This is a genomic window from Salinicola sp. V024, assembly GCF_052645315.1.
The window spans coordinates 129,222-147,428 of record NZ_JBQXYB010000010.1; the positions used below are offsets into that span (position 1 = coordinate 129,222).

The following is an 18,207-nucleotide window of genomic DNA, read 5'->3' on the forward strand; positions in this document are numbered from 1 at the left end:
CTGGTGGCAGACATGAGCCGGTGGCAGAAAGGATGCGCCCTGGCGACGCTGATCTGGATGGCGGGCATCGCCTGGGGCAGCTTGAGCCCGGCCACCGATCTGCCGCAGCACCTGCCGTGGGACAAGTTCAACCACTTCATCGCTTACGCCGTCCTGGCCGTGGGTCTGCGGCTCAGCGGAAGCCGCTGGCGAGTCGCCTGGGTCGTGGCGATCGCTTTCAGTATCGCTATCGAAACCCTGCAGCTCTGGGCGCCGGGCCGCCACGGCGGCGACTGGGGCGATATTCTCGCCAATGCGATCGGCGCGAGCGTGGGTCTGCTGGAGCTGTCACTGGCCGGAATCATGAATCGGCGGCGTTAGCGATCCGACGCTAGCGATCCGGCTTTAGCGATCCAATCGACGTTAACGCTCCAACAATAGTCGAAGAGACCGTTCTCTTGCTGTCCGGCGACTTTGTGACGCCGGGCGTCAACCGCGTGCACCATTTTGGTGCTTTTGTTTCTTTTAAGCACTGTTTTGCAACAAATTGTTCTTTATCCGATGAGTCGTGGGACGGTCAGAAGCCGCGGGTTCAGCCAGCCGCAACGCTAGGGTAGCGTTGAAACAGGGTTTTACTGCCTGCAGCGCGAAAGTGGAACGAACTTTGCTAATTTCATCTGGGCATGTCTCGACATGCACTCAAAATGATAACGCGAGGGAGTTGATTCCATATGCGCCACAAGAATAAAAGCCTGATTGTACTGCCAGCCGCCATGCTAGCCGCGGCCGCCGTCACTTCTGTTCAGGCAGCCACGCTGGATGATGTCAAAAGCAGCGGCGAGTTCACCTGCGGCGTCAGCACCGGGCTGACCGGCTTCTCGTCACCCGATGAGAACGGCAAGTGGACCGGGATCGACGTCGAAGTCTGCCGTGCCGTTGCCGCCGCCGTGCTGGGCGATCCGGAAAAGGTCGTGTTCTCCCCGTTGACGGCCAAGGAGCGTTTCACCGCGCTGCAGTCCGGCGAAGTCGACGTGCTGTCGCGCAACACTACCTGGACCGCCACTCGCGACAACTCGCTGGGTCTGAACTTCGCCGGCGTCAACTTCTATGACGGTCAGGGCTTCCTGGTCCGCAAGGATCTGGGCGTCAAGAGTGCCACTGAACTGGGCGGTGCCTCGGTCTGCGTGCAGTCCGGTACGACGACCGAGCTCAACCTGGCCGACTACTTCAAGTCTCACGACATGCAGTTCCAGCAGGTCGCGTTCGATACCTCCGATCAGTCGGCGCAGGGTTTCGACAGCGGCCGGTGTGACGTGCTGACTTCCGACTCGTCTCAGCTGGCGGCGCTGCGTCTGCAGCTGGCCGACCCGAAAGGCGTCGAGATCCTCCCGGAGCGTATCTCCAAGGAGCCGCTGGGCCCGGTCGTGCGTCAGGGCGACGATCAGTGGTTCAACATCGTCAAGTGGACGCTGTTCGCCATGCTCGACGCCGAAGAGCTGGGCGTAACCAGCGACAATGTCGACGAGATGCGCGACAACCCGCCGAACCCCGACGTCGCGCGTCTGCTGGGCAAGGATGGCGCTTTTGGCGACCAGATGGGCATCAGCAACGACTGGGCCTACAACATCGTCAAGATGGTCGGCAACTATGGTGAAGTCTTCGAGCGTACCGTTGGCATGGACTCGCCAATGGAACTCGAGCGCGGTATCAACGCGCTGTGGACCGATGGCGGCATCCAGTACGCCCCGCCGGTTCGCTAAGCGTTAAACCGTCCTCTCGACACCGCGTCCCTTCGGTCTGAGCGCCGGGGCGCGGTGCCTCTCAACGCTCGAGTAGAGACAACTCATGCTGCGTCCATCCACTACCCTACCGCGACGGGGGCGGGGCCCCTTGTGGCGAAATCCTGCCATCCGCGCCCTGATCGTCCAGGCCGTGCTGTTTCTGGTTCTGGCGGTTTTTATCGGTTATCTGGTTCACAACACGCTGCTCAACCTCGAGGCCCGCGGTATCCATACTGGTTTCGGCTTTCTGGAAGGGCGGGCCGGTTTCGCGATCCCGCAGACGCTGGTCGAGTACACCAGCGACAGCACCTACGGCAAGACGTTCGTCATCGGACTGCTCAATACGCTGCTGGTGTCGGCGCTGGGCATCGTGGCCGCCACCATCATCGGTTTCGTGGTCGGTATCGCTCGGCTGTCGCCCAACTGGTTGTTGGCTCGCCTGGCGACGATCTACGTCGAGACTTTCCGCAACATCCCGCTGCTGGTCCAGATCCTGTTCTGGTACTACGCCGTGCTGCGGGCGCTGCCATCGCCGCGACAGAGTCTGTCGCTGTTCGATGTCTTCTTCTTCAACGTCCGCGGCATGGTGATGCCCGATCCGCAGCCGCTGGACGGTTTCGCCGCCACGCCATGGGCGCTCGCCCTCGCGGTCGTCGGTGCGATCCTGTTCGGACTGTTCGCCAAACGGCGTCAGGCCAGCACCGGTCAGGCGCTGCCGGTCTACTGGATCGGCGCGGCTCTCATCATCGGCGTGCCGCTGATCGTGTTCCTCGCCACGGGGTCGCCGCTCGAATGGGTCGTGCCGAAACTGACCGGTTTCAACTTCCGTGGCGGCATCAACATCCTGCCGGAGCTGTTGGCGCTGTGGCTGGCACTGTCGATCTACACGGCGGCTTTCATCGCCGAGATCGTACGTTCGGGCATTCTGTCGGTCTCGCATGGGCAGACGGAAGCGGCGCGCTCGCTGAGCCTGCCGGAGGCCATCACTCTGCGCAAGATCGTCATTCCGCAGGCGATGCGCGTGATCATTCCGCAGATGACCAGCCAGTATCTCAACCTGATCAAGAACTCATCGCTCGCCACCGCCATTGGCTACCCGGATCTGGTCGCCGTATTTGCCGGCACCACGCTCAATCAGACGGGGCAGGCGATCGAGATCATCGCCATGACCATGGCGGTCTATCTGGTCATCAGTCTGACGGTGTCGTTCCTGATGAATCTCTATAACGCGCGCACGCTGCTGAAGGAGCGTTGACATGACGACTGACTCTACCTTCCGCACGGAAATGATCGAAGCGCGTGAAGCGCCGAACCAGAGCCGTGGCGTGATCGGCTGGTTTCGGGCCAATCTGTTCAATGGGCCGATCAACAGCATCGTGTCGGTCGTGGTGATCTATCTGATCGCCCGTCTGGTCTGGCCCTTTCTCGAATGGGCGGTGATCGATGCCGACTGGATCGGCACCACGCGCGACGCCTGTACCGGTGACGGCGCCTGTTGGGTCTTCATTTCCGCCCGTTTCGAATCCATCATCTACGGTTTCTATCCCGAAGCGGCGCGCTGGCGGGTCGATATCGTCTTTGCGCTGTTGGCGATTCTGGTCGCCTGGCTGGCGATCCCCGGCACCCCGCGCAAGAAGTGGGTCGCGCTGTTCACCCTGATCGTTTTTCCGATCATTGCCTACTTCCTGCTGGTGGGCGGCTCGTTCGGCCTCGAATACGTGCCGACCCGGGCCTGGGGCGGATTGATGCTGACCCTGACGATCGCGGTAGTGGGTATCGTGGGGTCGCTGCCACTGGGGATCATCCTGGCGCTGGGACGGCGCTCGAAGATGCCCTTCGTCAAGGGAATCTGCGTGATCTTCATCGAGTTCTGGCGCGGCGTGCCGTTGATCACGGTGCTGTTCATGGCCTCGGTGATGCTGCCGCTGTTCGTGCCGGGCAATCTGGACTTCGACAAGCTGCTGCGCGCGCTGATCGGCATCATGTTCTTCTGGAGCGCCTACATGGCGGAGGTCATCCGCAGCGGCCTGCAGGCGATCGGCAAGGGTCAGAACGAGGCCGGGCAGGCGCTGGGGTTGAGCTACTGGCATCGAACCGGCCTGATCATCCTGCCGCAGGCACTGAAAATGGTCATTCCGGGCATCGTCAATACCTTCATCTCGCTGTTCAAGGATACCTCGCTGGTGCTGATCATCGGCCTGTTCGACCTGCTGGCGATCATTCGCGCCGGGCTGACCGACTCGAACTGGCTGGGCTTCTCCACCGAGGGCTACGTGTTCGCGGCCGCCGTGTTCTGGATCTTCTGTTTCAGCATGTCCCGCTACAGCCAGTACATCGAGCGCCGTCTGAATACCGGCCATAAACGGTGAGTGCGATGAGCGACTCCGCACCCATGACCTCACAGAACAAGATTGTCATCAGGAAATCATTGCCATGAGCGAAGCAACAGCGTCTCGAACTACCGCGCCCGGCAGCGACGGCCCGATGATCGAGATCGATCATCTCAACAAGTGGTACGGCAGCTTCCATGTGCTGCGCGACATCAACCTGAACGTGGCCAAGGGCGAGCGCATCGTCATCTGCGGCCCTTCGGGGTCGGGTAAATCGACGATGATTCGCTGCATCAATCATCTGGAAGAGCACCAGCAGGGCTCGATCGTGGTCAATGGCGTGCCGATGACCAACGACGTCAAGCGGATCGAGCAGATCCGCCGCAACGTCGGCATGGTCTTTCAGCACTTCAATCTGTTTCCGCACCTGACCGTGCTGGAAAACTGCTGCCTGTCCCAGATCTGGGTGCAGAAGAAGCCGAGAGTCGAGGCGGAAAAGACCGCCATGGAGTATCTCGAGCGCGTCCAGATCGCCGATCAGGCGCTGAAGTATCCCGGCCAGCTCTCGGGCGGCCAGCAGCAACGGGTGGCGATCGCCCGGGCGCTCTGCATGCGCCCCGAGGTGATGCTGTTCGACGAACCGACGTCGGCCCTCGATCCGGAAATGATCAAGGAGGTGCTCGACGTCATGATCGAACTGGCCCACGAAGGCATGACCATGCTCTGCGTCACCCACGAGATGGGCTTTGCCAAGACCGTCGCCGACCGGGTGATCTTCATGGATCAGGGCCAGATCATCGAAGAGGCGCCGCCGACCGAGTTCTTCAACAATCCGCGCTCGGAACGCACCCAGCTGTTCCTCAGCCAGATTCTCGGGCATTGAAATAGTCACTGAGGGCAGCGACATATGGGTATCGAGAAACTCTTCGTCAACGGCGCACCGCAGCCGATCGCGCCGTTCTCCCACGCCTGCAAGGTCGGCGATCTCGTCTTCATCACGGGTCAGATGCCGACCGTGCCGGAAACCAACGAGATGCTGCTGGGGACGTTCACCGAACAGACTCATCGGGTGATGCAGAACCTGGCGATCGTGCTGGATGCCGTCGGCAGCAGCTTCGAGCATGTCGTCCAGAGTCGGGTTTTCATCACCAACATGGGGCATTTCGAAGAGGTGAACGGCGTCTACGCCAGCTACTTCGAGAACCCGTTACCCACGCGCACCTGCATCGGTGTCACCGGCCTGGCCGGTGGCGCCGATGTCGAGGTGGACATGATTGCCTGGATACCGCCTGCCGCCTGATAGGCGGCTGTCCACGTTTCGACGACGCCCCGCTCTTCAGCGGGGCGTCGTCGTTTCCGGACCTGAGGGAAGGGAGCAGAGGAAAGGGAGCGAAGAAAAGGGAGCGAAGAAAAGGGAACGGGGGGAGGAAAGAGGGGAGGGAAGAGAGCGTCGGGAAGGTTGAGCGCCGGACGAATCTCTACCACGCTAGGAAGCGTACGATCCACGGACCAGGAGAATCGATCATGGACAAGACCTTAGTCGTCGTCGCCGACGCGGCACGCGCCCGAATCTTCTCACGAGCGGCGAAATCGTTGCAGGAGATCGAGACGCTGACGCACCCGGAGTCCCAGCTGCATACGGGAGACCTGCGGACGGGGGGCGAGGGTTCGGCCACCTCCGGGGCTAGCCAGCGCCAGACCGGCAACGACAATGCCACTTCCGAGAAGCAGGCGATGGCTTTCGCCAAGGAAGTCGCCGGCTACCTGCGCGACGCGCGAACCCAGGGCAAGGCCGACAACTTCGTGCTGATCGCCGCGCCTCAGTTTCTGGGTCAGCTGCGTGAAAAGCTCGACAAGCCGACTCTCGATTGCGTGACCCAGACGCTCGACAAGGATCTCTCGAAGGCCAGCGAAGACGAGATCGCCGCCAAGCTCGATTGATTCCGCTAGCCGGCGGTCCTTCTTTCAGGGGACCGTCGGCAGCTCGATCTCATCGCTACGTTGAATGCCGGCAGTCATCTCCCGGCACAGCCGTAGAAATTCTCGCATTCCGGTGGTCAGGTACTTCTGGCGGTGCCAGATGAAGGCGAACCGGCGCGTCAGATCCAGCTCGGGCGTGGCGATCGGCACCAGACTGCCGCGGCGAAAGGCGTCTCTCAGTGCCAGCCGCGAGACGCAGCCGATGCCGAGGCCGGATTCCACCGCCCGCTTGATCCCTTCGGTATGTTCCAGCTCCAGCAGAATGTTGAAGCGGCCTCGCCGGTGGCGCATGGCGTGCTCCAGCGTCCGGCGCGTCCCGGAACCTACCTCGCGCATGATCCAGGCCTCACGCAGTAGCCGTTCGACATCGGCGCTGCCCTCGCTCGCCAGCGGGTGGCGTGGTGAGCAGAACACGGTGAGGTCGTCTTCGATCCACGGTTGAATGACGATATCGTCATGCTGGCAGTCGCCTTCGATCAGCCCCAGGTCCAGCTCGTGCAAGGCGATACGCTCGACGATGGACGCGGTGTTGCGGACCTGAAGCCTGACCCGGCTTTCGGGGTAGCGTTGCATGAAGTCGCTGATCAACAGCGTCGCCAGATAGTTGCCGATGGTCAGCGTGGCGCCCACTTCCAGTGAGCCGATGCCGGATTGTCCCTGCAGCAGCTCCTCGATCTCCTCGCCCCGATCCAGCAACGCCACCGCCTTGGGTAGCAGCTGAAAACCCAGCGCATTCAACTTGAGACGCTTGCCGAGCCGATCCAGCAGCTGGCAGTCGAACTGCTTTTCGAGCTCCGACAGAGCGGTGCTCGTCGCCGACTGCGACATCGACAGCGTCTCGGCGGCGCGAGACACGCTCTGCTGCTGAGCGATGGCCACGAACACCTCGAGCTGACGCAGGGTATAGCGCATGCCGGCATCCTTTATCGGTTCTGTGGATATAGGTTATCCAAATAATCCACTTAACAGAATACCGCGTTTTTCTTATAGTTCGACCATCTACTCGGCATCTCGGTTATGCCTTTTCGCTATTATCGTTCGTCGTTATCGCAAGGACCCGATCATGAGCAAGTTTGCGTTGGAAGAGGTGTTGAGCGTTCATCACTGGAACGACACGCTTTTCAGTTTCCGCACCACACGCGAGCGCAGCCTGCGGTTCAAGAACGGGCAGTTCGTCATGATCGGCCTGGAAGTGGACGGCAAGCCGCTGGTGCGCGCCTACTCGGTCGCCAGCCCCAATTACGAAGATCATCTCGAGTTCTTCAGCATCAAGGTGCAGGACGGCCCGCTGACATCGCGTCTGCAGCACCTGAAGGTCGGCGACCAGATCATGGTCAGCCGCAAGCCGACGGGTACGCTGGTCTGTGACGATCTGCTGCCGGGCCGCAACCTGTACATGCTCTCCACCGGCACGGGTCTGGCACCCTTCATGAGTCTGATCCAGGATCCTGAAGTCTACGAGCGCTACGAGAAGGTCGTGCTGATTCACGGCGTACGCTCGGTCAGCGAGCTGGCCTACGCCGACTTCATCTCCAGGGAGCTGCCGGCGCACGAGTACCTGGGCGACGAGATCCACGAGAAGCTGGTCTACTACCCGACGGTGACGCGCGAGGAGTTCCACACCATGGGGCGTCTGACCGATCACATTCGCAGTGGCAAACTGTTCGAGGACACCGGCCTGCCGCCGCTGGACCCGAAACAGGATCGGGCGATGATCTGCGGCAGCCCGGCGATGCTCGAGGAGACCAGCGGCCTGCTCGACGAGCTGGGCTTCGCCATTTCGCCGCGGATGGGCGAGCCGGGTGACTACGTCATCGAGCGCGCCTTTGTTGAAAAGTAAGGTCGAGAAGTAACCCTAGTCACGAGCTACGAGCTACGAGCTACGAGCTACGAGCTACGAGCTACGAGCTACGAGCTACGAGCTACGAGCAAAAGCAAAAATCGGTTTCGAGTTCCGAACGAAAGATGCCAGCGACGATATCGTCGCTGGCATCTTCTCGTTCAAGGGCAGCATTCTGATTTTCGCGGCTTGCGGCTTGCGGCTTGCGGCTTGCGGCTTGCGGCTTGCGGCTTGCGGCTTGCGGCTTGCGGCTTTAGACGGCGTCCTTGCCGGTCTCGCCGGTACGAATACGGATGACCTGCTCCAGCGGCGAGACGAAGATCTTGCCGTCGCCGATCTTGCCGGTGTTGGCCACCTTGGTGATCGCGTCGATCACCTGGTCGCTCATGGAGTCGTCGACGGCGACCTCGAGCTTGATCTTGGGAAGGAAGTCGACCACGTATTCGGCACCGCGGTAGAGCTCGGTGTGGCCCTTCTGACGACCGAAACCCTTGACCTCGGTCACGGTGACGCCCTGCACGCCGATCTCGGATAGAGACTCACGCACGTCGTCCAGCTTGAACGGTTTGATGATGGCGGTAACCAGTTTCATGGAAGTTCTCCTCGCATGCGATAGGCGGATGATGTGCGCTCAAGTCTTGGAGTGGCCTTACGGATGCCATACGACTGTTAGTTTAAGCATACACCGCCGATCGCGGGAATTAAAAAAGGCCCCCCGAAGGGGGCCAGGGGAGCACGCCAGCTCACTCGGTGTGTCGGCTCACTTCTTGCCGACGTTGAATTCAGGATAGGCTTCCATACCGCATTCCGCGATATCGACGCCTTCATATTCTTCTTCTTCGGAGACTCGGATACCCATCACTGCCTTGATGATGCCCCACACGATCAGGCTGGCAATGAAGGTCCAGGCGAAGATGGTCACGATTCCCAGCAGCTGCGCAGCGAACGTCGCATCACCGTTGGAGAAGGGCACCGCGATCAGGCCCCAGATGCCAACCACGCCGTGAACCGAGATCGCGCCGACCGGATCGTCGACCTTGACCTTGTCCAGCGTAACGATCGCGACGACCACCAGCAGGCCGCCGACGGCGCCGATCAGTGTCGCGCCAAGGGCGGTGGGAGCCAGCGGCTCGGCAGTGATGGCCACGAGGCCAGCCAGCGCGCCGTTCAGCGCCATGGTCAGGTCCGCCTTGCGGAACCACAGCTTGGCCAGGATGATCGCGGCGATGACGCCACCGGCAGCGGCCGCATTGGTATTGACGAAGACCTGGGCGACGGCATTGGCTTCACCGACATTGGAGACCATCAGTTCGGAGCCACCGTTGAAACCGAACCAGCCCAGCCACAGGATGAAGGTGCCCAGCGTTGCCAGCGGCAGGTTGGAGCCAGGAATCGCGTAGATGGCGCCGTTCTTGCCATATTTGCCCTTGCGTGCGCCCAGCAGCAGCACACCGGCGAAGGCGGCTGTCGCGCCACACAGGTGGACCACACCGGAACCGGCGAAATCCTGGAAGCCGGCTGCGTCGAGGAACCCGCCGCCCCATTTCCAGTAGCCCTGAACCGGATAGATGAAGCCGGTCATGACGACGGCGAAGAGCATGAACGCCCACAGCTTCATGCGCTCGGCAACGGCGCCGGAGACGATCGACATGGCAGTAGCAACGAATACGACCTGGAAGAAGAAGTCGGAGCGAGCGGAGTAGTAGACATCGCCGCCGCTGGACATCACGTCGTCGACGCTGTGTTCCGCACCGATCAGGAAACCCAGGTTGGGGAAGAAGCCGCCGCTCTCGCTCGAGTACATGATGTGATAGCCGACCAGCAGATACATGGTGCAGGCAATGGCGTAGAGAACCACGTTCTTGGTCAGGATCTCGGTGGTGTTCTTGGCACGGACCAGCCCCGCCTCGAGCATGGCGAAACCGGCCGCCATCCACATCACCAGAGCGCCCGTCACCAGGAAGTAGAAGGTGTCGAGTGCGTAGGAAAGTTGAACCACTTGATCATTCATTCTTTTGTCTCCTCGTTCCGCGCCGTCAAACGGCGTCGGCCCCGCGTTCCCCGGTTCGAATCCGGATCACATCTTCGAGTGGCGTGACGAACAGCTTGCCGTCGCCGATCTTGCCGCTGTTGGCCGCATTGCGAATCGAGTCCAGCACGCCATCGACGCGCTCGTCGTCGACGGCAACCTCGACCTTCACCTTCGGCAGGAAATCGACGACGTATTCCGCGCCGCGATAAAGCTCGGTATGGCCTTTCTGGCGACCAAACCCTTTCACTTCTGTGACGGTGATGCCCTGCACGCCGTTATCGGCCAATGCTTCACGCACATCGTCGAGCTTGAAGGGTTTAATAATGGCGGTGATGAGTTTCATCCCTTTACCTCTCCCATAGTCGAGTCGGCCCGTAGTCGAGTCGGCTTGCGCCCTTGGGGTATACGCATGACGCGTGCCATCTGAGGTTTAAGATATATAAATCAGCTATCTATCGTTATTTTTATGGCTTTTCGTGTTACCGCTACCGATCGTGCAACTCTGAATTGCACCAAAATAACGCACGTCTCTTTCGAGGCCGCACCTTTCGTGAGCAGCCGGATCTGGGCGGTCGAGCGCAGGCGTAACGGCACAACTTTGCGTATGCTGAACGGCAAGCCATCAAGGCATCCGACCCTCAAGGAGATAACGTCATGTCGGCACAGGATCGATTCGAACGTCTGACCAAGCAGCTGGGCGACAAACTTCACGGTGCGTCCCAGGCGCCGGGAGATATCCAGCGCAACATGCAGGGCGTGCTCCGCGGAGCGATCGAGCGCATGGAGATCGTTTCGCGAGAGGACTTCGACATCATGATGGAAGTGCTCCAGCGTACGCGTGAGCGCGTCGAAGCGCTGGAAGAGCAGGTCGCGGCACTGGAAAATACCCTGCAGAGCGAGCAGGCGGCGCAGCCCAGGGTAGAGCCGGTAACCCCGCCCGCGGACGACGTGGATGGCAGTGCTCACGGCAAGAAGCCCTGATCGAGCGCGGTCACGAAAATGTGTCATCGCTGGATGACGGACAATCGGGAAACCGCTTACCGGGGCCGACAATGGTCACCAAAGGTTGCGAAAACACGTAACAATATGTAGTTGTGTAGGTTGAGGAGGCGCCGCCCGGCGACTCTTTGGCCTGCGGCGACCGCCCAGGTGCCGACCTGGGAGACGACATGACCCTTGCCATCGTGCGCGCTCGCGCCAGCCTTGGACTCGAGGCGCCGGAAGTCTTGATCGAGGTTCACCTCAGCAACGGTCTACCGGGGCTGACGCTGGTCGGGCTTCCGGATGCCGCGGTCAAGGAGAGTCGCGAGCGGGTACGCAGCGCACTCATCAACGCGGGTTTCGAATTTCCCTCACGTCGCATCACGCTCAATCTGGCGCCCGCCGATCTTCCCAAGGACGGCGGGCGTTTCGATCTGCCGATCGCCCTGGGCATCCTGATGGCGTCCGGCCAGGTGCCGGTGGAATCTGCAGCGACCCTCGAAATCGTCGGCGAACTGGCCCTGGATGGCTCGCTGCGCCCGGTCACGGGCGTACTGCCCACGGCCTTGGCGGCGCGCCGGGCCGGGCGGGGGCTGATCGTTCCGCTCGCCAATGCCGACGAAGCGGCGCTGGCCGATGGCGTGGAGGTGTTCGCGGCGGGGCATATCCTGCAGGTGGTGGGGCATCTGCTGGGTCGGGAAAAACTCCCGGTGCACCAATTTGAGGCGCCCCATCAGTCGCGCGTGGCACCGCCGGACATGGCGGATGTCAAAGGCCAGCACCAGGCGCGCCGGGCACTGGAAGTCGCCGCCGCCGGCGGTCACAACCTGCTGCTGGCGGGACCGCCTGGCACCGGCAAGACCATGCTGGCGAGCCGTCTGGCCGGTATTCTGCCACCGCTGACCCAGGACGAATCGCTCGAGGTCGCCGCCGTGCGCTCGGTCTGCGGGCTGCCGATTCTGGAGCGTTGGGGCCAGCGACCGTTTCGTAACCCGCACCATACGTCGAGCAGCGTGGCGCTGGTGGGCGGGGGTTCGCGCCCGCGCCCCGGCGAGATATCGCTGGCGCACCAGGGCGTGCTGTTTCTGGATGAACTCCCCGAGTTCGACCGCCACGTGCTGGAGGTGCTGAGGGAGCCGATGGAGTCGGCGCAGATTCTGGTCTCCCGGGCCAATCATCAGCGCCGCTTTCCGGCCCGCTTCCAGCTCGTCGCCGCCATGAACCCCTGCCCCTGCGGGCACCTCGGCGACCCGCGCAAGCGTTGCCACTGCAGCGCCGCGCAGATCCAGCGCTATCAGTCGCGGCTGTCCGGGCCGCTGCTGGATCGCATCGATCTTCAGGTCGAGGTGCCGGCGCTACCCGCCACCCAGTTGACCGACCAGACGCCGGGGGAGTCATCCGCCAGTGTGCTGGAACGGGTGCTGGCCGCCCGCCGGCGCCAGCAGGCGCGAGGCTGGCTCAACGCCCGCCTGCCGGGGCCCGAGCTGGAGGCGGCGTGTGCGTTAACGACGGACGAGCGCCAATGGTTCGCCAGCGTGCTGGACCGGCTCAATCTCTCGGCGCGCGCCTATCACCGCGTGCTGCGAGTGGCGCTGACTCTGGCCGATCTGAGCGGCGAGGCGCGGGTCGGCAAGGCGCAGCTGATGGAAGCGATCGGCTATCGCCAGCTCGACCGGATGCTGAACGCCAGCGACCCCATGCGCGCCTGACGTCAGAAAACGGCGATCAGCTCTCGGCTCTCGGTCCTCAGCTCTCGGCTCGCAGCGCCGCGGCCAGCGTCTCCAGACGCCCCGGCACCAGCGCGTCGTCGAGTGCACTGATCCGCAGCACGTGGCCCAATGCCGGATGCGCCGGGCGGTGAATCAGCGTGCCTTCTGCCAGCAGGTTTCGATGAATCGCAGCGGCCTGCTCGGCGTCCTCCAACATCAGGGTGACGAAGTTGGTGGTACTGGGCAGTACCTCGGCCCCGTGGTTCCGCAACCAATGACTCAGCGCCTCGCGTCGATCGACCACTGCCGCCACGTGTTCGCGGGTTTCGTCGGGATGGGCTAGCACGGTCTCTGCGGCGGTCAGCGCCAGCGAGGAAACCGCGTAGTGAATCCTCACCTTCGACAGCATGGCGTGGGTTTCCGGCGTGGCAATGGCGTAGCCCACGCGCAGGCCGGCGAGTCCGTGGGCCTTGGAGAAGGTGCGCAGCCGGATCACCCCGGGCCAGGCGGCGTTGGCGGCCGGCGACCACGCATCGCCACGAAAATCATGGTAGGCCTCGTCGAGGACCAGGGTGCAGTCTTCCGGCAGACGATCCCGCAGCGCCACGACGTCGGCATCGCTGTGAAGATGGCCGCTCGGATTGTCAGGATTGGCGAGATAGACGACCCGGGCCCGCTCGCGGGTCGCCGCGGCCGCCAGCGCCTCGAGATCCGGCGCCAGATATCCCGGGCCGCAGGCGTACGCCACTTCGACCTGACGACAGCCTTGGCCGCGCACGAAATAGCTCCAGGTCGGGTAGGTACCGGCGCTGGTGATGACCGTGTCGCCCGCTTCGCACAGCGCCCGCAGCGCCAGCGCCATCAGGCTGTCCGCGCCCGCATCCACCAGCAGCGCGTCCATTGGCAGCTCCAGGCTTTCGACCAGCAGCTGGCGAACCTGCCACGCCTCGGCGTCGCCGTAGGTGCGGGCAAGATCGGCCACTTCACTGCCAAACCGTGCGGTCAGCGCCCGGTGGGGCATGTCCAGCCCCTCGTTGGAGCCGATGCGATGAGGGAGTGAATGGCCCAGGCGTCGCTCCAGCGCCTGCAGACCGGGGAACGGATTATGGGGGCCGTCCTGATTGACGAGGTGGCGGGCAAAGCGGGACATGGGCATCTCAGTCATGGCGATAACGGTTGCGACGGAAGATAGCAATTGACGATAGTCATCGAGAAGAGTCGAGGATAAAGGTCGATGCCAGCGAACGATCGTCGGCGTCTTTACGGTGCCGATCAGGACCCGGCTGGCAGGGCGTCGAGATCCACCGCGCCGCGGGCCTGCCACCGCCAGTGGGATTGTTCGTCCCCCGGTCGGGACAGATCGAACTGCAGATGATAGGGCTGCAGAATGCGGTCGCTCAGCCGCAGCGGCGGTGCTTCGGCGCTCAGTCGAGCCTGGAGCAGCCACTGTTCGCTGGTGCTCCGCGACATCGACGCGGGAGCCCAATCGAGTACGTGAGGGGCCTTCTCCTGACTCAGCAATCCCCGCGCCAACGCTTCGTTGAGCGCCTCGGGGGAGATCGGCAGAGTGGCGTCGACCTCCGCTGGACGCAGCAGAATCGTCACGGCCGAGGCGTTCTCGGCATCCCAGGGCGGGGCCTCGAGCAATCCTCTGGCCGCGCCGTCCGCCAGGCCCCGCAGCGCTCGCGTCTCCCGGTTACCCGGGGCGGGCTCGCCGAAGCCGGCGCAGCCGCTCAAAAGGATGAGCACCAGACCGGCCAGCGCCAGTCGGGTGAGCATCGGGCGGACAAGCCCCGAAGGGGTGATCCATGACCTCATGGCGCTGTCACAGAATCGGGTGGATGCGCGGCGGCGAAGCGGGTCAGAAAATCGTCGAGCGCCTCGAACAGGACGCGGCGAATCGGCTCCGCTTCGTTGACCAGGTGGTGACGGGCTTGGGGATGACGCACCACTTGAGCGCGCGGAAACTTGCGTCGTAGCGCCTTGAGGTTCCAGCTCCAATCCACGGTAAGATCCTGCTCTCCCTGCAGAATCAGCACCGGCAGCTCGCTGGGCGGGCGCTTCAGCAGCGTCGGCATCCAGCGGCGCATCGCGGTGACCCAGGTCAGCGCCAGGTGATCGTCCTGCAGCGGATCGTGAAGGCGTAAAAAGTCGGCAAAGTCGAGATTGGTGGTGTTGGCGCGATACTTTCGGGGAATGGTATCCACGAACGGACTGGCGATACGGTGTAGCCAGCGCGACTGGTTCCAGCCCCAGGGCCGAACCAGCGGCGCCAGCAACACCAGCCCTTGCCACGGCGCCTGCTCGCCGCGCGCCAGGGCGTCGGTAGCGACGATCGAAGCCCCCGTGCTCTGGCCGATCGCCAGCCATGGCCCCGGCGCCAGGTGTCGCTCGGCGATCTGGCGCTCGACGCTGTTGAAGCACTTCACGTAGTCGGTAAAGTCATCGATGGTGGCGCGAGCGCCGCTGGAAAGCCCGTGGCCGGGCAGGTCCCACATCACGACCTGCCAGCCGAGCGCCAGCAGACGCTCCAGCAGGTGGCCGTAGAGCCCCAGGTGGTCGAAATAGCCATGCACCACGAAGATCGTCCCGCGGGGAGCGGGCGGGGCCCACACCTGAGTCCACAGGTCGAAGGTCCGGCCCTGCTCGCCCTCGGCCTGCAGAAAGCCGGCGTGAAGTTGCAGATTGTCGTTGGCACTCAGCAGTGGCATCAGCCGGTAATGATCGAGATAGCCAGCGAGTGGCGAATCGGTGGGGGTTTCGATGTGCCGGAAGGGGCCGATAGCCTTGAGTCGTGAAAAGTCGAGCATGCATGTGTCTCCTGGTTCGACCATGCTACTCGTCGTGCGCGGCCGAGACCATGACATGACGCAGATGAGGCTCGGAGATCGTTACGGGAACTGGCGGGAGATGACGAAGCTGGCGGGGAGTGATGAAGCCGGCGGGGGTGACGAAGGTCGAGGAAGACAATTCGCGTCAGGCTGATTATTATCGGGGAACAGTTTTATGGAAATATTTTCCATAAATGAATTTCGGACACGGCGGCGAGAACAGGATGGCACGGCGAAAGGCTGGTACGTTGAAATGACGGCCGGAACGAGGTGCCGATGCTGCTGTCGTGACCTGATCGCTCATCGATCTGGAGACTGACATGACAACCGACAAGACAAAACGTAGCACGCATCATCGTCTGCAGGTAGCCACCGTGCTCGAGCGCTTCATCGTCGATGAAGCCTTGCCGGGCACCGGTATCGAGGCCGAGGCGTTCTGGACCGGCTTCGATGCGCTGGTGCACGATCTCGCGCCCCGCAATCGGGAGCTGCTGGCCGAGCGTGATCGTCTCCAGGCCAAGCTCGATGAGTGGCACCAGGCCAATCCGGGCAAGATCGAGGACATGGCGGCCTATCGCGCCTTCCTCAAGAAGATCGGCTATCTGGTCGATGCGCCGGCGAGCGTCGAGGCCACCACCACCAACGTGGATGCCGAGATCGCGCGTCAGGCCGGCCCTCAGCTGGTGGTGCCGGTCAACAACGCCCGCTATGCGCTGAATGCCGCCAACGCCCGCTGGGGCAGTCTTTACGACGCCCTCTACGGCACCGACGTGATCAAGGAAGAGGACGGCGCCGAAAAGGGCAGCGGCTACAACCCCGAACGCGGTGCCAAGGTGATCGCCTACGCTCGCAACGTGCTCGACATGGCCGCGCCGCTGGCGACCGGCACGCATCGCGATGCGATCGGCTATGCGATTCGCGACGGCCATCTGACGGTGAAGCTGGAAGGCGGGCGCGATACCGGGCTGAAGAATCCCGGCCAGTTCGTCGGCTTTCAGGGCGATGCCGCCTCGCCGGACGCCATTCTGCTCTCCAACCACGGTCTGCATCTCGAGATCCAGATCGATGCCGGACACCCGATCGGCAAGACCGATCCGGCCCACGTCAAGGATCTGCTGGTCGAAGCGGCAATCACCACGATCATGGACTGCGAGGACTCCATCGCCGCGGTCGACGCCGACGACAAGACGCTGGTCTATCGCAACTGGCTCGGGCTGATGAAAGGCGATCTCGAGGAGCGCTTCGACAAAGGCGGCAAAACCGTGACCCGGCGGCTCAATCCGGATCGCGACTACACCCTGCCGGACGGCAGCTCGCTGACGTTGCCGGGCCGCTCGCTGATGTTCGTGCGTAACGTCGGTCATCTGATGACGACGCCGGCCATTCTCGACGGCGACGGCAACGAAATCCCCGAGGGCGTGCTGGATGCGGTGATGACCTCGCTGATCGGCATCCACGATCTGAAGCGCGATGCTGAAACCTCTCTGGGCAATTCGCGCGCCGGGTCGCTCTACATCGTCAAACCCAAGATGCATGGCCCGCAGGAAGTGGCGTTCGCCGACGAGCTGTTCGGGCGCGTCGAACAGCTGCTGGGGCTGCCGGCGGATACCCTCAAGATGGGGATCATGGACGAGGAGCGCCGAACCTCCGTCAATCTCAAGGCCTGCATCGAAGCGGCGTCCTCGCGCGTCGCCTTCATCAATACCGGCTTTCTCGACCGCACCGGCGACGAGATGCACACCGCCATGAACGCGGGGCCGATGTTGCGCAAGGGCGACATGAAGGGCAGCCAGTGGATCGGCGCCTACGAGCGCAGCAACGTGCAGATCGGGCTGGCCTGCGGGCTGCGCGGGCGCGCCCAGATCGGCAAAGGCATGTGGGCGATGCCGGACCTGATGGCGGCGATGCTCGACCAGAAGGTGGGCCATCCCAAGGCTGGCGCCAATACGGCCTGGGTGCCGTCACCGACCGCGGCGGTATTGCACGCGCTGCACTATCACCAGATCGACGTGGCCGCGATCCAGCGCGACCTGGAAGATCAGGGCGAAAGCGATCTGCTCGACGATCTGCTGACCGTGCCGGTCGATCCCAAGGCCGATTGGGGCGCCGACGAGATTCAGCAGGAGCTCGACAATAACTGCCAGGGCATCCTCGGCTACGTGGTGCGCTGGGTCGAGCACGGGGTCGGTTGCTCCAAGGTGCCGGATATCCATAATGTCGGGCTGATGGAAGACCGTGCCACGCTGCGAATCTCCAGCCAGCACATCGCCAACTGGCTGCATCACGGTATCGTCGATGAAGCCCAGGTACGCGAAACGCTGACACGCATGGCCAAGGTGGTCGACGAGCAGAACGCCGGCGATTCGGGCTATACGCCGATGACCTCGCACCTGGAAGACTCCACCGCTTTCCAGGCCGCCTCGGATCTGATCTTCAAGGGTCGCGAGCAACCTTCCGGCTACACCGAACCGTTGCTACATCTCTGGCGCGCCGTGGACAAGACGAAGCACTGAGCGCTGAGCTACGAGCTACGAGCTACGTAAAACGCCAGCGACATCTGAACTGCACCCCGAAAGTTGGACACCCATCCAACCTTCGGGGTGTTTTTGATGGCGAAATACGACGAGAGCTTCAAGCTGCGGGTTGTTCAGCAGTGTTTACGTGAGGACGTCAGTCAGAGGGATGTCGCTCGCCAGCATGGCCTGGATAAGTCCACCGTACACCAATGGCTGGAAACCTACCGA

Annotated in this window: 19 protein-coding genes; 12 read left to right on the top strand and 7 right to left on the bottom strand. The window is 62.7% G+C overall.

Annotated elements, in window-relative coordinates; genetic code table 11:
* Positions 1 to 12 precede the first annotated feature (12 nt).
* The 7 genes from ACUN9V_RS14845 (at position 13) to ACUN9V_RS14875 (ending at position 6,031) form a co-directional block, all read left to right on the top strand.
* A complete protein-coding gene (locus ACUN9V_RS14845; RefSeq protein ID WP_445511970.1) occupies positions 13 to 360 on the top strand; it encodes a VanZ family protein in 348 nt (115 codons plus the stop codon).
* A 350-nt stretch (positions 361 to 710) separates the two neighbouring features.
* Positions 711 to 1,739 (top strand): amino acid ABC transporter substrate-binding protein, encoded by a 1,029-nt coding sequence (locus tag ACUN9V_RS14850; RefSeq protein ID WP_075560897.1) that lies wholly within the window; start codon positions 711 to 713, stop codon positions 1,737 to 1,739.
* A gap of 85 nt (positions 1,740 to 1,824) precedes the next feature.
* Positions 1,825 to 3,015, top strand: a complete 1,191-nt coding sequence (locus ACUN9V_RS14855; protein ID WP_075560896.1) for an amino acid ABC transporter permease — start codon at positions 1,825 to 1,827, stop codon at positions 3,013 to 3,015.
* Position 3,016: 1 nt separating this feature from the next.
* Positions 3,017 to 4,129 (top strand): amino acid ABC transporter permease, encoded by a 1,113-nt coding sequence (locus tag ACUN9V_RS14860; protein WP_445511971.1) that lies wholly within the window; start codon positions 3,017 to 3,019, stop codon positions 4,127 to 4,129.
* A gap of 64 nt (positions 4,130 to 4,193) precedes the next feature.
* Positions 4,194 to 4,973, top strand: coding sequence for an amino acid ABC transporter ATP-binding protein (locus ACUN9V_RS14865; RefSeq protein ID WP_445511972.1), 780 nt, complete (start codon positions 4,194 to 4,196; stop codon positions 4,971 to 4,973).
* A gap of 24 nt (positions 4,974 to 4,997) precedes the next feature.
* Positions 4,998 to 5,390 (top strand): RidA family protein, encoded by a 393-nt coding sequence (locus ACUN9V_RS14870; protein WP_075560895.1) that lies wholly within the window; start codon positions 4,998 to 5,000, stop codon positions 5,388 to 5,390.
* 224 nt (positions 5,391 to 5,614) lie between these two features.
* On the top strand, positions 5,615 to 6,031 hold the full coding sequence (locus ACUN9V_RS14875) for a baeRF12 domain-containing protein (RefSeq protein WP_445511973.1): 417 nt from the start codon (positions 5,615 to 5,617) through the stop codon (positions 6,029 to 6,031).
* 24 nt (positions 6,032 to 6,055) lie between these two features.
* On the opposite strand, the gene ACUN9V_RS14880 is transcribed toward ACUN9V_RS14875, so the two are convergent.
* The gene (locus ACUN9V_RS14880) at positions 6,056 to 6,982 is read right to left on the bottom strand and encodes a LysR family transcriptional regulator (RefSeq protein ID WP_075560893.1); all 927 of its coding nucleotides are present in this window, start codon (positions 6,980 to 6,982) and stop codon (positions 6,056 to 6,058) included.
* A 151-nt stretch (positions 6,983 to 7,133) separates the two neighbouring features.
* Between ACUN9V_RS14880 and ACUN9V_RS14885 the strand changes: the two genes are divergently transcribed.
* Positions 7,134 to 7,910 (top strand): ferredoxin--NADP reductase, encoded by a 777-nt coding sequence (locus ACUN9V_RS14885; protein ID WP_445511974.1) that lies wholly within the window; start codon positions 7,134 to 7,136, stop codon positions 7,908 to 7,910.
* Between the two features lie 253 nt (positions 7,911 to 8,163).
* Here ACUN9V_RS14885 and glnK read toward each other — a convergent pair whose 3' ends face one another.
* The 3 genes from glnK to ACUN9V_RS14900 form a co-directional block, all read right to left on the bottom strand.
* Positions 8,164 to 8,502, bottom strand: coding sequence for a P-II family nitrogen regulator (gene glnK / locus ACUN9V_RS14890; RefSeq protein ID WP_035476361.1), 339 nt, complete (start codon positions 8,500 to 8,502; stop codon positions 8,164 to 8,166).
* Between the two features lie 168 nt (positions 8,503 to 8,670).
* A complete protein-coding gene (locus ACUN9V_RS14895; protein ID WP_075560891.1) occupies positions 8,671 to 9,921 on the bottom strand; it encodes an ammonium transporter in 1,251 nt (416 codons plus the stop codon).
* Between the two features lie 25 nt (positions 9,922 to 9,946).
* A complete protein-coding gene (locus ACUN9V_RS14900) occupies positions 9,947 to 10,285 on the bottom strand; it encodes a P-II family nitrogen regulator (protein WP_075560890.1) in 339 nt (112 codons plus the stop codon).
* A 311-nt stretch (positions 10,286 to 10,596) separates the two neighbouring features.
* Here ACUN9V_RS14900 and ACUN9V_RS14905 point away from each other — a divergent pair, with 311 nt between their 5' ends.
* Both ACUN9V_RS14905 and ACUN9V_RS14910 read left to right on the top strand, forming a co-directional pair.
* Positions 10,597 to 10,923: an accessory factor UbiK family protein gene (locus ACUN9V_RS14905; protein ID WP_439287059.1), complete on the top strand. Its 327-nt coding sequence runs from the start codon at positions 10,597 to 10,599 to the stop codon at positions 10,921 to 10,923.
* Positions 10,924 to 11,111: 188 nt separating this feature from the next.
* On the top strand, positions 11,112 to 12,632 hold the full coding sequence (locus tag ACUN9V_RS14910) for a YifB family Mg chelatase-like AAA ATPase (protein ID WP_110693374.1): 1,521 nt from the start codon (positions 11,112 to 11,114) through the stop codon (positions 12,630 to 12,632).
* Positions 12,633 to 12,669: 37 nt separating this feature from the next.
* Here the strand turns inward: ACUN9V_RS14910 and ACUN9V_RS14915 are convergent, their stop codons facing one another.
* The 3 genes from ACUN9V_RS14915 to ACUN9V_RS14925 all read right to left on the bottom strand — a co-directional run bounded on the left by ACUN9V_RS14915 (position 12,670) and on the right by ACUN9V_RS14925 (position 15,442).
* On the bottom strand, positions 12,670 to 13,782 hold the full coding sequence (locus ACUN9V_RS14915) for a pyridoxal phosphate-dependent aminotransferase (RefSeq protein WP_445511975.1): 1,113 nt from the start codon (positions 13,780 to 13,782) through the stop codon (positions 12,670 to 12,672).
* Positions 13,783 to 13,904: 122 nt separating this feature from the next.
* Positions 13,905 to 14,450 (bottom strand): hypothetical protein, encoded by a 546-nt coding sequence (locus ACUN9V_RS14920; RefSeq protein ID WP_445511976.1) that lies wholly within the window; start codon positions 14,448 to 14,450, stop codon positions 13,905 to 13,907.
* A complete protein-coding gene (locus tag ACUN9V_RS14925; protein ID WP_110693371.1) occupies positions 14,447 to 15,442 on the bottom strand; it encodes an alpha/beta fold hydrolase in 996 nt (331 codons plus the stop codon). The genes ACUN9V_RS14920 and ACUN9V_RS14925 overlap by 4 nt, the downstream gene beginning before the upstream one ends.
* 341 nt (positions 15,443 to 15,783) lie before the next feature.
* Between ACUN9V_RS14925 and ACUN9V_RS14930 the strand changes: the two genes are divergently transcribed.
* Positions 15,784 to 17,976 carry a malate synthase G gene (locus ACUN9V_RS14930; protein WP_445511977.1) on the top strand — a complete coding sequence of 731 codons (2,193 nt, stop codon included), beginning with the start codon at positions 15,784 to 15,786 and terminating at the stop codon, positions 17,974 to 17,976.
* Between the two features lie 96 nt (positions 17,977 to 18,072).
* Positions 18,073 to 18,207 (top strand): transposase (locus tag ACUN9V_RS14935; protein ID WP_445511981.1); only part of this gene is annotated, 135 nt, incomplete at its 3' end.